The following is a 14,168-nucleotide window of genomic DNA, read 5'->3' on the forward strand; positions in this document are numbered from 1 at the left end:
TACCGTTATTAAAATTTATTTGTCAATCTCGGTTTCAGTCTATCATTAGAAAACAGTGTAAGCAGCAAATTCCATCATGCAGGTAAGAAAGAAAAATTATCAGTAACGTAGTGGCGATCTGCCACTGTGTACTAACAAATGTAGGTTGGTATTTGCCAGAAAAAACTCTGCTGAACACGCTTTGAGAACGCAGACGCAGCGGCGGACGGTTCATATCACGGAGGTTATATGGAATCACAAAATGAGCGCCATGAGCACAAACAAAAGGGCAGCACAGCGCAATCCTTACCAGCTGCTGAGACCAGAGGATTCTATACTTGTCCCATGCATCCCGAAATTCGGCAAAAAGACCCGGGAAATTGTCCAATCTGTGGTATGGCGCTGGAACCGGAAGCGATGACTGGAGAAGAAGGTGAAAACCCGGAACTGACCGATATGCGTAAAAGGCTCTGGCTCGGCTTGCTGCTAACCCTCCCCGTTTTCTTATTGGAAATGAGTGCCCATTTTAGAGATCAGCTCTTTTACCTCAATACTCATTTAGCTAACTGGATACAGCTGGTACTGGCTACCCCAGTGGTGCTTTGGGCGGGAAAATCCTTTTTCACGCGCGGCTGGGCTTCATTGAAAACGCGCAAATTGAATATGTTCACGCTGATTGCCATGGGCACAGGGGTGGCCTGGCTATACAGTTTGGTGGCAACGCTGGCACCTGGTATTTTTCCCACTGACTTCCAGCAGGCGAACGGCGCTGTGGCGGTATATTTTGAGGCTGCTGCAGTGATTACGGTACTTGTCTTACTGGGACAGGTACTGGAACTCAAAGCACGCGAGCGGACAGGCGGTGCAATCCGTGCGCTACTCGATCTGGCGCCCAAAACAGCTCGCCGGCTTAGCGCCACAGGAGAAGAAGATGTACCACTGCAACATATCCATGTGGGTGATCTGCTGCGTGTTCGGCCTGGTGAAAAAGTTCCTTTGGATGGCATCGTTACCGAAGGACGCAGCGCAGTGGATGAATCGATGGTGACGGGTGAATCGATGCCCGTGAAGAAAGAACCCAACAGTAAGGTGATCGGTGGCACGATTAATCAGACTGGCAGTTTTGTGATGAAAGCCGAGCGCGTGGGTAAAGATACGATGCTTGCGCAAATCGTTCACATGGTGGCTGAAGCACAGCGCAGCCGCGCTCCAATTCAAAGACTAGCTGATGTTGTTTCTTCCTGGTTTGTGCCTGCAGTTATCATCATTGCTTTGCTGGCCTTTATCGGGTGGGTTGTATACGGACCGCCCCCTACCACCCTCAGCCATGCGCTCATTGCTGCAGTCAGTGTGCTGATTATCGCTTGCCCCTGTGCGTTGGGGTTAGCCACGCCCATGTCAATCATGGTCAGTGTCGGCAAAGGCGCACAAGTGGGCGTGCTCATTAAAAATGCCGAAGCGCTGGAGCGTATGGAAAAAGTAGATACGCTGGTCATTGATAAGACCGGAACACTCACTGAAGGCAAGCCAACAGTAACCAAAATTGTTACGACCGAAGGATTTACCGAAGACACGTTGCTAGCGCTGGCTGCTTCGCTAGAACAAAGCAGCGAACACCCGCTGGCGCATGCCATTGTCACAGCAGCGAAAGCAAAGAGGCTCGATCTATCTGCGGCAGATCAATTTGATTCACATACTGGCAAAGGTGTTATCGGAAGAATAAAAGGGCAAAATGTTGCCCTAGGCAATGCAATGCTAATGGAAGAACAGGCCGTCGATGTTTCATCACTCAGTACGCAGGCTGATGCACTACGGGCCGAGGGGGCTACTGTCATTTTTATGGCTGTAGACAGCAAACCTGCCGGGCTGTTGGCCATAGCCGACCCGATCAAGACGACGACAACGGCGGCGATCAAGGCGTTGCAGCAAGAGGGTATTCATATTATGATGCTAACTGGTGATAACCGCCGCACTGCTGAAGCTGTAGCCAAGAAACTCGCGATCACCGAAATCGAATCAGAGATTCTGCCAGAAGACAAAGGCGAAATTGTCAGAAAACTGCGGGAAGCAGGACGAATTGTCGCTATGGCCGGCGACGGCATCAACGATGCACCAGCATTGGCTGCGGCCGATGTTGGTATTGCCATGGGAACGGGTACCGATGTGGCCATGGAAAGCGCTGGCATTACGCTGCTCAAAGGCGACCTGACTGGTATCGTACGCGCTCGCAAGCTATCCATGGCAACCATGCGCAATATCCGACAAAACCTGTTCTTTGCGTTTATTTACAACGCTGCCGGGGTACCTGTGGCAGCAGGTATGCTCTACCCTTTCTTCGGGATCCTGCTCTCGCCGATTATCGCCGCTGCCGCAATGTCACTTTCTTCGATCAGTGTCATTGGTAATGCTTTGAGATTGCGCCTCACTTCTTTGCAGTAATCATCTGTTAACGTTTGTTGAATTGCAGCAAAATCATCAGAATATTTTCAATCTGAGTTAGCAAAATTACTTTCTGGATCATTTCTCAGTATGTTTGACAACATATAGGATCCTCGGTACATTCCGGCTAAATAGAAAAAGATGTTTATATTAACTCTCCTCCAAATGCATTATGTTAAGGGTGACGCGCTTCTCGAATGCATCTGCGCGGAGCTGATCAGAGTAAATATCAAGACTTCCATCGAATTCACGTTGCGTAATGGTGCGACGGAACTCGAAACGGCCTGGGAAATAGTCGATCAATGCTGTAACTACGAAAAGCGTCAGCCGGTGGTGAAGTCTTGAGTGCCTTGGCGTATGAGTCATGGAGTAAACCTTTTTCAATAGCCTACCTAAACCGTGCGTTTCCAAGGGAGTCACACTGATACTTATGTCCAAAAGAAAAATCGTATCACTATCGGTCACCGTGAAGAATCGACTAGACGGGGCCAGAACCATCGCCCATCCATCTGATATATCTCGTATTACGCCCACCATGCACTCTGCTTTCCGATCGCTCGCTAATTATTTTCGATGCTCTTTCTTGCTACTTTTGTTTATTTGCGTGGAAGCGCTTGCCCAAGAGGCACGCAACGTGGAGGGATGCAGTATCCGGCGAGGCACATTTTGCGTGGATATGAATCTGTACGGAAGCGATCTTCAAAATGCGAATCTGGCAAATTCCCAGTTCACCCGATCGGTACTTTCCAAAGCGAATCTGACTGGAGCCAATCTGAATGAAGCGAATCTGTCGAGTACTCAACTACGCGAAGCCAATCTGAGCCAGGCTTCGCTGGTAAAAGCAAATGCCCGGGGCGCACGTTTTAATGACGCCCAACTGGTAGACGCGAATCTGCAAGGTGCTATTCTACAAAATGCGGATCTGAGTGGCGCTAATTTGACAGGAGCCAAGCTGACCAGCGCAGATTTCACCAACGCGAAGCTTGGTGGTGCCAAACTCGACCATGCCGATATCCAGCGCGCCAACATGCGCGCCGCCCATTTGCGTGGAGCATCCCTGGTTAGCGCCAATTTGCAAGGGGTAAATTTTACCGATGCCGATCTGACCGACGCAGATCTGAGTGGAGCCAATCTCGAGCAGACTATTTTTACCATGGCGCGTACAAGTGGATGTAAGGGTTGTCCCTAATTCCATTTCTAAATCAAACATGGCGCAAGAGCGAGCCGCAGACAGTATAAATAATATGGCAAGGTGAAGCTGTCGACACTCACCCCGATTGCCCAAGCGCATCCCTCGGTACCCATACCCAGCCTTCTGAAGCCGGTATGTCGCTAGCCGGCGAACCAAGCAAATCACGCTGTTTTGCATAGAGATAAGCAATCAGGGCGCAGGTCAAAGCATCCTCTTTGTCTTCATGACCTAAAGGATCATAGCGGCCACGCAACCTGGCAATCATGACGGAGTGCTGGCATCCGGAGGGATAGGTTTCCAGCACAGTCAGTGAATGACCGTCGGTCCAGACGCCACAGCTTGAGATCTTACGGGCAAATCGCGCCAATACATGCATCCCTTTGGTCGCCTGGCTGCCTATCATGTCCTTGATAGGCGACAACGGGGCAAGTCCCTGCTCGAACAGCAGACGCTCCGTCTTTCGGTACAAATAAGGGTTACTGAACGAGTCGCCTAATGCTGTGACGCCTTTCAGTTCTGTGATCAAGCTGATGAACTCTTCAGAGAATCCCAGCGGTGTGTCGATCGCCAGATAGATGTGCGACATAGTATGAATAGTGTCAGCAGCGGCACACGGCTCAAACAATGCCTGAATCCATGCATTGGAGGTTTCTGTCGCATTGATTGAATTGCGCAAGTTGCCGCGCCACGGCTGGCCGACAATAGCGAGCGATGCATCCAGGATCACGATGGCATCGCGACTCCTGCTATTTTTATCGCAATTCCAGCCACCTACATCCCAACCAATGTAAAAATCCTGGGATTGTGCAACACTACTCATCTTAACTAGCCTGCAACTGGAAGTGCGGACTCCAGTCTCCAATAAACCACCGAGATGACATCATTTTCTGCACTCAGAGCTTATTCGAGCGTAGCGACGGTGCGCAGGAAATGATCAACATTCAGCAGCATTAAATGATTCCTTCAGAAACTTTAGTCATTTTCATCATATGTTACGCCAAGATGGCAGTTGATTAATGTAAAAATCGCCAGCAATGGCCCACTCGCTCCGTTGCCATCACTGGGCTTTCACCAATACTGTCAGCGCGCCGGCCAGTCCTTCGACCACACGCGCCATCTCGGCATAGCTGAGCTCCCAAGGGGTATCACTAGCACGATGATAGTGCGGATAGCGATAAAATGCTGTATCGGTGACCATCACTGCCTGATAGCCCTGCCGCCAGAACGAGAGCTGATCGCTCCATGAGACGCCTGGCACGATGGTAGGGCTTGCGAGCGTCTCGTACGGAAAATCCGAACTGGTGGCGAATGCTGCCGCAAATTGCTTAAGTGCACGACGTGACTTGAGATTGGACACGAAGCCGATAAAGTTGCCTCGATCGGGATAGAACCAGCGCAGAAGAGATGGATAATTCTGACTGCCTGGCTCGTCGCTATAACAACCAAGCATCTCGAATGAGAGCATTAGACGGATGTCATCATGCCGCTCACGCGCAGCTTGCGCATAGATTTTGCTTCCCATTTCGCCGAAATAGAAGAACGGTGCTTCTTCATTCACAAATGCAACTAACCGCAGTGTGCGCTCGGGTTTGATTCCGACGAGAAGCTGTGCGATCTCGAGCAGAGCTGCGACGCCCGAAGCATTGTCATCTGCACCCGGGCTGCCTGTCACGCTGTCGTAGTGTGCGCCGGCGAGCACAATCTCATTTGCCCGCACCCCACCGCGAATCTCGATCTCGAGGTTCTCACTCCATACACCGCCCGCATCATAGCCCTGGGCATGGACCTCATAGCCCAACTGGCCCCAGGTATCACGGATGTAGTCGGCAGCAGCATATAGCGCTTTTGGCCGCCACACGTTGCGCTCGCCGATCTCACCAGCAAGTTTTTCAACATGCAGCTGCAGCCGTTGTTCGAGTAGTGGTTTCATTTTGCTTTACTCCCTGGATGTCGTTCCCAGATAAGCGCTCCATCGCACCAAACTTTTCGCACCCGATGAAACGGTACAGTATGCAGTGTGCCATCCTCCTCTTCTGCCTCGAATGTAAAGTGCTGACCTGATTCGATGTCTATCCGCTCGAGCGGCACACGCTTGAGCTGGTGTTCGACCTTATCTTCGTAGGCAAGCTCAAATTTTCCCTTACCGAATTCGGGATCCCAGCGGATGCGCGCGAGCAGTTCGTGAATCGGAATCATGATCCTAAAAACCGCAATTGGACAGGGTGGAGCGTGTGGTGATCCAGGTGCGAGGCAAAGCGCGATGAAGCCCGCAAGGCCGCCCCCTGCAACGAAGAGCAACGTCGCATTCGCGCCTGGAGCGACATACGATACACCTCGTAGCGGCCCACCATTCTGATGAATGAGAAAATTTCTAAAATGTCTTTATATGTCATGAGATTAACTCTCCTATCAAGCGGCCAATTGCGGTTCTTAGGATGATTATTCTCCACGTGCTCTCACAGTAACGTATGCGAGCCCTGACGATTCAGTTACCTCGAACGTTACCGGCAGAAACTGTTCGATCAGCCACATCGCAGTGCGCGCATGCAACGAGACACTACGCGTGCTGAATGACCCGCCCCCTACAAGCGCAAGGTAAACAAGCATTTGATCAGCTGCGTGGATATCGAGTGCAGCGCCCGCTGCAATATCTGTGGCAAGCTCTTCTCCCACAGCCTCACCAAGCGTCTCCGCGGATACCCCCCGCTCTGCGACCCGCGCTGCACCGAGCACAGCGTGCTCGCTCTCGAGCCAGCACACGATGGCGCCGCCTGCACCAAAAGCCGCTTCGCGCCCCATAATCTGTGTCTCGATACTCGCCTGTGTGCCATAAGCGCCAAGCCGGTTAAGTACCGCTTGCTTCATTCGTAACGCAATATGCTCAGGAAGATTAGCTACATGCGCAACCCCGCAGATCGCCTTACTGTACCCAGACGCATCGAACACTGCAGATGAAAGCATTGCTGGCCTCACTGCGAGCTCGATCTCGCCGCCACCCCGTGGATAGTAGCCACGCCGCAGCACACGCATGGTCACCCGGGCACCGAGTCGCTCGACAAGCCGAATGATCACTTCGTGCAAGTAATCCGCAGCGGGTGCCTGTCGGACGTCGGTACCGCCAGTGATGTGCACTTTGCAAGGGAGATGGACCGCTAGCATGACTGGCAGCAAGGCTTGCAGCACTAGTGTAATGCTGCCCGCAGTGCCAACATCAAAGCGATAGTCGCCACCACGAAGCGTTGCTGGTTCGAAAACAATTTGTTGTGATCGTAAGATGAGGCCTTCGATTCTCGCGCTGCAAAGCTTGCCCACTGCAAGCACCCCAGCGAGGTGCTGCGCTGCGAGACCGGGTTTGTCGCGTCGTACACGAATATTCGTAATGCAAACTCCAGCACCGGTAATGGCAGACAACGCTACGGCAAGCCGCAGCAGCTGCCCACCACCCTCGCCATAGCTACCATCAATTTCGAGCATAAGTTACCCTATCAGTCACCCCCATAAGGAATAGCGATGCGCGCCTGGCTTGAGGCTCGGAATACGCTTGGCGGCATCGAGCATCACCCGTGCAGCGAATGTCGGCACATCAAATCGTCCTTCCAGCAGCAAGGTGGCATGCGCACCTGTTCGCTCGGTACCGATACGTTCCAGCATAATGCCGCGACCTTCCTCTTCCAGGGTGGCAATGCTCTCAACTTCGAACACATGTGTCTGTTCGCCCACGAAAAGCGGATCAGCAGCGAGGGCAGCCTCAACTTTATCGAGCGAGGCGCCCTCCGAGCCCTTTGCACCCCTTACGCCCTTTGCACCTTTTGCGAGTTCGACGTAGACATAGCGGGTCAGTTGCCCCTGCCAATCCCGCGTCTCGGTGGCAAGCGCTCCTTTCACACCTTCGATACCTTCCACCACTTCGGTGTGATGAAGGCTCGCGCCTGGCCGACTGGTGCGCTTGGTGTGACTATCTGGAATCAGTGTCGTGAACGCGCGCTCGAACAGCGGCAGCATACCCGGATTCCATCCTGCCCCAACAATGGCACGCGTATTATGGTGGCGTGCTGCATCGCCGATTGCATCGTAATGCATCTCAAGTGCATGCCCTTCGAGCACCGCACACTCGACGACAGGGATTTCTGCCTGCAACAATTCGCGCGCAACGCCGAGGACGACATCTGCAGGCACACAGATCAGTGCTACATCGACACGCTTCAGATCACGAACATGCGTGACCACCGGGATCTCGCCAAGCGGATCGGGCAATTTAATTGGTGAAGTTGGGCGCCGAACAACACCAGCCATTGCAAGATAGTCTGTATTGCGTAATGCAAGTGCACAAGCACGCCCTACTCGCCCAAAGCCGATGACTGCAATGTTAAGCTTCACCATGAGTCTTCCCTCCGTACCTCTCTAGGAAAAGTGCTCGCTGAGCTGTTTAATTTTTTAGTGTCTTCCTATTCGACCTCTCTTTTTACATCAAGTGCAATCGCAAGTATTCGCTGAAGCAGTTTAGTTCTGCGTAATACTCATATTGGCTCAATCTATGGATATGATGTGTGTTCCCTATGGTTTAATCTTCGTTCCCAGCACTTGCAGGAATTTAGCGAGCCAATCCGGATGCGCAGGCCACCCTGGGGCGGTAACCAACTTGCCATCGACGTGAGCCTGATCCATTGGAATATCCACATACTTGCCACCTGCACGCGTAATATCTGGCCCCACCGCTGGATAAGCAGAACACGTCTTACCTTCGATGACTCCAGCTGCCACCAGGAGTTGCGCACCATGGCAGATGGCGGCAATCGGTTTGTTCGCTTCTGAAAAATGTTGCACCATTTTGATTACTTTTTCGTTCAGGCGAATGTATTCAGGTGCGCGCCCTCCAGGAATGACCAGCGCGTCGTAATCTTCTGCCTTAACCTTGGCAAAAGTTGCATTCAGCGTAAAGTTGTGCCCTGGCTTTTCGCTATAGGTCTGATCTCCCTCGAAATCGTGCACTGCCGTGCGCACTGTCTCACCTGCCTTTTTATTGGGGCAGACAGCATGGACAGTATGTCCCACCATCAACAGTACCTGGAAAGGTACCATGACCTCGTAGTCTTCCACATAATCACCAGCCAGCATCAAGATTTTCTTTGCACTCATCATGAACTCCCTTTTGTTGTGTTTTGCAAGTTGTCTTTCTGGCAGCTATTGTAGCGAATTGGCTGCGGTAATGAGTCGACTGACAGTCAGCTTAAGCTGGCCAATTTGGAAAAACAGTGAGAAAAAAAACCAGTTATTGAACCTTATTCCATTTTCCAATTAAACATGACGCAAGAGCGAGCCAAAAACAGGATGAATAATATGGGAAGGTAAAACCGACAAAGTCAGGTTTGATTTGGAAATCAAATTACAGCTAACTCATTGATTATAAAGATAAAGACCGTCTCCGAAAACAAAACTTATGGTCAACTTTCTTTTTGAAATTAAAGACGATGCCTAACAGACTGTTGAAAAACGTATTCGAGGCAGTCGATGATAGGCAGAAACATGCGAAAAAAGCGGAGTTTATACCTGAAAAATGAGCATTTTGAGCCTGTTTTTAACACCGCAGCGATCAACTGCGGTTTTTAGGTTTCAACAGCCTACCATGGCTTGCGGCCAGTCACGATACTATAATAGCCAAAAGCTTTATGTATTTGAATTTCCTCAAATCCAATTTCCTTCAGCATCGTTGACAACTCCTGACCGGAATATTGTTTGCCCTCAGTCCAGCCCAACATCATCATGCTGAATGCTGCGGAAGCGAAAGGACCGGTTTTTTCATCGTTATAAAGCATCTCATGAATCACGATCTGTCCTCCGGATTCAAGGCTATCGAAGCTTTTCGCGGTCAGAAAATGACATTTTTCTGGCAGCCAATCGTGATACATATTCGAGAAAAAGTGAAGATCCGCAGCAGGCCAGTGGTCGCGCCAGATATTGATATCACACGTTTTAACGCGATCTTGTAGTTTGTAGTGGGTAATATAGCTCTGTGCAATCTCACACACCTGGGGAAAATCCAGGATATGTGCATGTAAATTTGGCCATCGCAAAGTAGCGCCAATCGAATGTGCGCCAGATCCCCCCCCAATATCAAGCATCATCCGGTGCTGGGAAAAATCCATGATTTGTGGCCAAACGAGCGCTGGTGTCATGCTGATACTGTGCATGCCGCAGGTGAAGCGTTGGAGCAATTCGATTTGCTCTTCATGAGATTTAAAAATATCGCCTCCTCCGTAAGCCTGAGCAGAATCGGTGAAGACTGCTTTCTCCAGACCAGCATAGGTACATACTTGATAATTGTCGATCATCAGATCCCAAAAATATCCAAAGTAGTTTGGGCTGTTTTCGAGCAGATATTCTTTGGTAACCGGCGTCAGCGAATAGCGTCCCGCTTGTAAAGACAGAAAACCTAATGCAGTAGCCGCCGTCAATATTGCCTCGGCGGGACGCTGCTTTATGTTCAGTGCATTACAAATTTCCGACAAAGTGCGTGTGTTTTCAGCCAGCAAAGGAAAAACTCTCAGCCGATGAGCCAGGAGCAGTGCTGGATAGCCATAAATCGCAAATACCACATCCCAGAGCGGACGATCATCCACTTGCGGTACCTGAATATTAGAAATAATATCTCGCGCCATTTATTCTCCTTTTCTGACTACAAGTAACTGACAGAGTTGGTCAATCGTAAATATGCATTATTTATTAACAATTGTTTGCTGCTCAGGTTGCAGAAGTTTTGATAGATTTTTCTGCCTCTATCAGGCGCTTGATATTCTGAACTGTGCGTTCAGCCCCATCTTTTATGGCGGCACGGACTAATCCCTCGAAAGGCCGCATGACTACTAATAGTTCAAGCAACTCAAAAGAAAACGTCAGCCTGGTAGATTTCTCAGGATTGATATCCTGCAATTCATAAGTACAGCGAAAGGGATCAGATACGCCGACAAGTGTTAAACGCACACCCGGCTCATAAGTAAAAACTTTAAAGCGCGATTCTGTACGTCGTCCCAGATCGAGACGCACTTGTCGCCCAATCGTTCCAAGTTGCACTGGGCCAGGCGTGAGCTGCTCAAGCTCTTGAACCTCCGGCGACCATTTTTGATAATTTTGAAATAAATCTTGACCAAGATATTTGAATAGATCTTTGGTCGAACATTCCACTAAAGTAGAAGCTCTCCCTATGACCGGTTCTGTAGAACCCAAGTTGAGCATGGAGCCTAAATTGAACATATTACAAGAGTCCCTTCTGGCTAGTTGATGTTCGACTCAGCATCTGTCAAAACGAAGCTTCGCTAAAACGAAGTTTCGCTAACAAATTTGTTCACAACTTCTCAGCTTATTTCTTGTCGATTAACCTACACCTTAAACGAATCAGGGATCAGTTTCAAGCTCTTTGTATAAAAAACAGCTTGGGAAATCAACTCCTATCCGAGAAAGTAACAGAATGGTATAAAATTAGTAATATAGTTAATTTAGCAGGGAAGACCTGACTGAGAGATTGTGAAAACGAAGTTTCGCCAATAAATCTACTGCGCACCCAAATCGCTGTGTTGGGCGATATTCGCTCCTCACCTATTTATTTGATATATAGCTACGCTACTAAAACTTCGTTTTATCGAAACTCACTCCGTTCGTTTTCTCGTCGCTGCGTTTGTCCGCTTTGCACTGGAACCACTTCGTTCACTTATTCAGATCTTCCTTAGTTCAACTAAAACTTCATTTCCAAACATCTTGAAAGCTTATGTCATGGGGTCTGAAAAATTGGTGGCGACAGCATATTCTTAAACATGAACCGATAGCTGAAATCAGTTGGCAGAATGCTCTGGCACAACTACACTTTCTGCAAGGATTAACTCTGTCTGAAACCATACAACTGCGGCAATGGGCAACTATTTTCTTGCACGATAAGAAAATAAATGGCGCACAGGGTCTCATTGTCACGGAAGAAATGCGTGTCATGATCGCAGCACAGGCCTGCATCCTGATTCTGAATCTTGATCTGGACTATTATCGCGATTGGCTAGAAATCATTGTCTATCCAGGGAAATTCATTCTTGATTATGAGTACACCGACGAGATTGGCATCGTTCACGCTGCTCATATGGCCGCATCAGGCGAATCCTGGCTCGCTGGACCCATTATTCTTTCGTGGGAAGATGTCACCGATATCAATAATAAACAAGGACATAATGTGGTAATACATGAGTTTGCACATAAGCTGGATATGTTAAATGGTGCTGCCAATGGTTTTCCCCCACTGCATAGCAATATGGATCCTCACGTCTGGACTGCAGTCTTTAGCAAAGCTTTTGAAACTTTCCGTGAGCAAGTCGATAATGAGGAGGAATTAATAATTGATCCTTATGCCGCCATCAGTCCGGCAGAATTCTTTGCGGTACTGAGTGAAGCTTTTTTCGTCAAGCCGTGCGAAATAAAACAATACTTCCCGCAGGTCTATCAGCAGCTGTCCGCGTTCTATCGCCAGAATCCGGCGATGCGATGGCCCCACAGGAGCTAATTGATGAGCAGCTATTTTATTTATGGTGACATAGGTGGCACCAAGACATTATTGCGTACGATGGTATCTGATAAGGACAAAACTGAACCATGTTACGAATGGCGCTATGACAGCCAAGCTTATGCTGATTTCAATGAGATACTTGCCGATTTCCTTGACAAAACAGGGATGAATAAAACAAATCGCTATCCAACGTCAGCTTGTTTTGGAATAGCAGGTCCGATTGTTTCACAACGGGCAAAGCTGACTAATCTGCCATGGTTGATGGATGCATCAGCGCTTGCGACGGAGTTTTCTATACCCAAGGTAAAGCTGATCAATGATTTCGAAGCTGTGGCAATCGGCATTGAAAGGTTATCCCGAAATGATCTGGCAACGCTGCAATGGGGGGTAGCAGATGCGCAAGCAATGCGGGTAGTGCTAGGCGCGGGTACCGGTATGGGTGTCGCCTGGCTTCATTGGCAAGGTGATCGCTATATTCCGTTACCCACAGAAGGAGGGCACATTGAGTTCGCCCCTACTACCTCCTTGCAGATGGAATTACTTGATTATTTGATGAAGAAATTTGACCATGTCTCAGTAGAGCGGATTCTTTCAGGACCGGGGTTGACCAATATTTTCAATTTCCTGCAAAACGATTCAACAAGATTTCCTGGTATCGTCGTAAATGAATTAAAGGAAGACAGCGGCGCGATCATCACTAAGCTAGCGTTTGAGCAAAAGCACCCAATCGCACAGCAAGCATTGGAGCTGTTTGTTGAAATCTATGGCGCCTATGCCGGCAATCTGGCACTCTTGGGATTATGTCGGGGCGGCGTGTATATTGCTGGAGGAATTGCACCCAGAATTATCGACACCTTGATGAAGGGTAGTTTCATGCACGCCTTCTGCAATAAAGGAAGATACACAGGAATGATGAGCGAGATTCCGGTCCATGTCATCATGAACCCGCAGGTGGGTTTATTGGGTGCTGGTCTCGAAGCGCAGCGGTTGATAAGCAATTGCACTTAATAGCAATCAATCCAGTAAGATCCTTCCACTATTCCTTGTTTTAACAATCACATAATTAAAGAGTATTGACATGAATGGTTATGAAGCTTTAATCGCCACTCTGGCGCTGACCATGGGTACCTCGTGGGCAAGCGGCATCAATTTGTATGCAGTCATGCTGGTGCTGGGCCTCGGCGGCGCTACTGACAATATCAACTTACCGGCCGAACTGACCGTGCTAGAAAACCCATTGGTAATCGGCGCGGCGGCGCTGATGTATGTGATTCAATTTTTTGTCGATAAAATACCCGGTTTGGATAGCGCCTGGGATACCCTGCACACTTTTGTTCGCATCCCTGCAGGTGCTATGCTGGCAGCCGGCACGGTAGGAGATGTTTCTCCCGCGCTGGAAATAGCGGCAGGAATTTTAGGTGGTGGCGTTGCCGCCACCAGTCACGCAGCCAAGACTGGCACACGTTTGATGATCAATACCTCACCCGAACCGGTCACCAACTGGTCTGCCTCGATTAGTGAAGATTTATTGGTGCTAGGTGGTTTATGGACTGCATTGAATCACCCCATATTATTTCTGATCCTGTTCGTTATTTTTATCGGCCTAGCCATCTGGTTATTACCCAAATTGTGGAAATTGATCAAAGGAGTGTTACTCAAAATAGGTAGATTCTTTGGGGTGGCAAAAAACAGCACGGCTGAAACTGCACATGTCAGCACATCTAAGCCTGAAGCCATCAAGATGGATAAATGATTTTTTCTAAATTCGGCACTAGGGGTATGTAGCTCTTTGTTTTTGGATTAGCAAGCACCCTGTTTTTCTTTGCTTTTTCTTTTTAAAAAATATTGGTTAGTCATCAAACTTGTGGATCTAACAATGTTTATTATGATGAAAGATAACAAGGAGATATCATGGTTTTTAGCGTAATAAATCTCATCCTTGACGGAATGTGTTGCGTCTTTTCGGGGGTCTAATTTTAGTTAGGGCTAAACGTCTGTCCAATCACGAGCGCCAGGAGC

Annotated in this window: 15 protein-coding genes; 5 read left to right on the forward strand and 10 right to left on the reverse strand. The window is 49.1% G+C overall.

Going from position 1 to position 14,168, the window contains the following annotated elements; genetic code table 11:
• Positions 1-228 precede the first annotated feature (228 nt).
• Positions 229-2,418 (forward strand): copper-translocating P-type ATPase, encoded by a 2,190-nt coding sequence (locus R2Q26_RS04365; protein WP_317535146.1) that lies wholly within the window; start codon positions 229-231, stop codon positions 2,416-2,418.
• A 150-nt stretch (positions 2,419-2,568) separates the two neighbouring features.
• Here R2Q26_RS04365 and R2Q26_RS04370 read toward each other — a convergent pair whose 3' ends face one another.
• Positions 2,569-2,784: a hypothetical protein gene (locus R2Q26_RS04370; protein WP_317535147.1), complete on the reverse strand. Its 216-nt coding sequence runs from the start codon at positions 2,782-2,784 to the stop codon at positions 2,569-2,571.
• A gap of 64 nt (positions 2,785-2,848) precedes the next feature.
• Between R2Q26_RS04370 and R2Q26_RS04375 the strand changes: the two genes are divergently transcribed.
• Entirely contained in the window at positions 2,849-3,607 is a 759-nt protein-coding gene (locus R2Q26_RS04375; protein ID WP_317535148.1) for a pentapeptide repeat-containing protein, read from the forward strand.
• 79 nt (positions 3,608-3,686) lie between these two features.
• Here the strand turns inward: R2Q26_RS04375 and R2Q26_RS04380 are convergent, their stop codons facing one another.
• The 9 genes from R2Q26_RS04380 to R2Q26_RS04420 form a co-directional block, all read right to left on the reverse strand.
• Entirely contained in the window at positions 3,687-4,430 is a 744-nt protein-coding gene (locus R2Q26_RS04380) for a hypothetical protein (RefSeq protein WP_317535149.1), read from the reverse strand.
• Between the two features lie 237 nt (positions 4,431-4,667).
• Positions 4,668-5,540, reverse strand: a complete 873-nt coding sequence (locus R2Q26_RS04385) for a M28 family peptidase (RefSeq protein WP_317535150.1) — start codon at positions 5,538-5,540, stop codon at positions 4,668-4,670.
• Positions 5,537-5,806, reverse strand: a complete 270-nt coding sequence (locus R2Q26_RS04390) for a DUF504 domain-containing protein (RefSeq protein WP_317535151.1) — start codon at positions 5,804-5,806, stop codon at positions 5,537-5,539. Before R2Q26_RS04390 ends, R2Q26_RS04385 begins: the two co-directional genes overlap by 4 nt.
• Positions 5,803-6,003, reverse strand: a complete 201-nt coding sequence (locus R2Q26_RS04395; RefSeq protein ID WP_317535152.1) for a hypothetical protein — start codon at positions 6,001-6,003, stop codon at positions 5,803-5,805. Before R2Q26_RS04395 ends, R2Q26_RS04390 begins: the two co-directional genes overlap by 4 nt.
• 46 nt (positions 6,004-6,049) lie before the next feature.
• Entirely contained in the window at positions 6,050-7,084 is a 1,035-nt protein-coding gene (gene rtcA, locus R2Q26_RS04400) for an RNA 3'-terminal phosphate cyclase (RefSeq protein ID WP_317535153.1), read from the reverse strand.
• 15 nt (positions 7,085-7,099) lie between these two features.
• The gene (locus R2Q26_RS04405) at positions 7,100-7,990 is read right to left on the reverse strand and encodes an NAD(P)-binding domain-containing protein (RefSeq protein ID WP_317535154.1); all 891 of its coding nucleotides are present in this window, start codon (positions 7,988-7,990) and stop codon (positions 7,100-7,102) included.
• Between the two features lie 174 nt (positions 7,991-8,164).
• Entirely contained in the window at positions 8,165-8,749 is a 585-nt protein-coding gene (locus R2Q26_RS04410) for a DJ-1/PfpI family protein (protein WP_317535155.1), read from the reverse strand.
• A gap of 479 nt (positions 8,750-9,228) precedes the next feature.
• Complete coding sequence (locus tag R2Q26_RS04415; protein WP_317535156.1) at positions 9,229-10,266, reverse strand: methyltransferase; 1,038 nt, start codon at positions 10,264-10,266, stop codon at positions 9,229-9,231.
• A gap of 82 nt (positions 10,267-10,348) precedes the next feature.
• Positions 10,349-10,858: an SRPBCC family protein gene (locus R2Q26_RS04420; RefSeq protein ID WP_317535157.1), complete on the reverse strand. Its 510-nt coding sequence runs from the start codon at positions 10,856-10,858 to the stop codon at positions 10,349-10,351.
• Between the two features lie 511 nt (positions 10,859-11,369).
• Between R2Q26_RS04420 and R2Q26_RS04425 the strand changes: the two genes are divergently transcribed.
• From R2Q26_RS04425 to R2Q26_RS04435, 3 genes are all read left to right on the forward strand, one after another.
• Positions 11,370-12,146 carry a zinc-dependent peptidase gene (locus R2Q26_RS04425; protein ID WP_317535158.1) on the forward strand — a complete coding sequence of 259 codons (777 nt, stop codon included), beginning with the start codon at positions 11,370-11,372 and terminating at the stop codon, positions 12,144-12,146.
• Between the two features lie 3 nt (positions 12,147-12,149).
• Positions 12,150-13,157 carry a glucokinase gene (locus tag R2Q26_RS04430; protein WP_317535159.1) on the forward strand — a complete coding sequence of 336 codons (1,008 nt, stop codon included), beginning with the start codon at positions 12,150-12,152 and terminating at the stop codon, positions 13,155-13,157.
• A gap of 70 nt (positions 13,158-13,227) precedes the next feature.
• On the forward strand, positions 13,228-13,902 hold the full coding sequence (locus R2Q26_RS04435) for a DUF4126 domain-containing protein (RefSeq protein WP_317535160.1): 675 nt from the start codon (positions 13,228-13,230) through the stop codon (positions 13,900-13,902).
• Positions 13,903-14,168 lie beyond the last annotated feature (266 nt).

The sequence above is a fragment of the Nitrosomonas sp. Is37 genome, assembly GCF_033063275.1.
Lineage (GTDB): Bacteria > Pseudomonadota > Gammaproteobacteria > Burkholderiales > Nitrosomonadaceae > Nitrosomonas.

What these genes read in the sequence shown, in the direction of transcription:
- R2Q26_RS04365 (WP_317535146.1), top strand. Translation starts at nt 229, where the DNA reads ATGGAATCACAAAATGAGCGCCATGAGCACAAACAAAAGGGCAGCACA.
- R2Q26_RS04370 (WP_317535147.1), bottom strand. Translation starts at nt 2,784, where the DNA reads ATGACTCATACGCCAAGGCACTCAAGACTTCACCACCGGCTGACGCTT.
- R2Q26_RS04375 (WP_317535148.1), top strand. Translation starts at nt 2,849, where the DNA reads ATGTCCAAAAGAAAAATCGTATCACTATCGGTCACCGTGAAGAATCGA.
- R2Q26_RS04380 (WP_317535149.1), bottom strand. Translation starts at nt 4,430, where the DNA reads ATGAGTAGTGTTGCACAATCCCAGGATTTTTACATTGGTTGGGATGTA.
- R2Q26_RS04385 (WP_317535150.1), bottom strand. Translation starts at nt 5,540, where the DNA reads ATGAAACCACTACTCGAACAACGGCTGCAGCTGCATGTTGAAAAACTT.
- R2Q26_RS04390 (WP_317535151.1), bottom strand. Translation starts at nt 5,806, where the DNA reads ATGATTCCGATTCACGAACTGCTCGCGCGCATCCGCTGGGATCCCGAA.
- R2Q26_RS04395 (WP_317535152.1), bottom strand. Translation starts at nt 6,003, where the DNA reads ATGACATATAAAGACATTTTAGAAATTTTCTCATTCATCAGAATGGTG.
- rtcA (WP_317535153.1), bottom strand. Translation starts at nt 7,084, where the DNA reads ATGCTCGAAATTGATGGTAGCTATGGCGAGGGTGGTGGGCAGCTGCTG.
- R2Q26_RS04405 (WP_317535154.1), bottom strand. Translation starts at nt 7,990, where the DNA reads ATGGTGAAGCTTAACATTGCAGTCATCGGCTTTGGGCGAGTAGGGCGT.
- R2Q26_RS04410 (WP_317535155.1), bottom strand. Translation starts at nt 8,749, where the DNA reads ATGATGAGTGCAAAGAAAATCTTGATGCTGGCTGGTGATTATGTGGAA.
- R2Q26_RS04415 (WP_317535156.1), bottom strand. Translation starts at nt 10,266, where the DNA reads ATGGCGCGAGATATTATTTCTAATATTCAGGTACCGCAAGTGGATGAT.
- R2Q26_RS04420 (WP_317535157.1), bottom strand. Translation starts at nt 10,858, where the DNA reads ATGTTCAATTTAGGCTCCATGCTCAACTTGGGTTCTACAGAACCGGTC.
- R2Q26_RS04425 (WP_317535158.1), top strand. Translation starts at nt 11,370, where the DNA reads ATGTCATGGGGTCTGAAAAATTGGTGGCGACAGCATATTCTTAAACAT.
- R2Q26_RS04430 (WP_317535159.1), top strand. Translation starts at nt 12,150, where the DNA reads ATGAGCAGCTATTTTATTTATGGTGACATAGGTGGCACCAAGACATTA.
- R2Q26_RS04435 (WP_317535160.1), top strand. Translation starts at nt 13,228, where the DNA reads ATGAATGGTTATGAAGCTTTAATCGCCACTCTGGCGCTGACCATGGGT.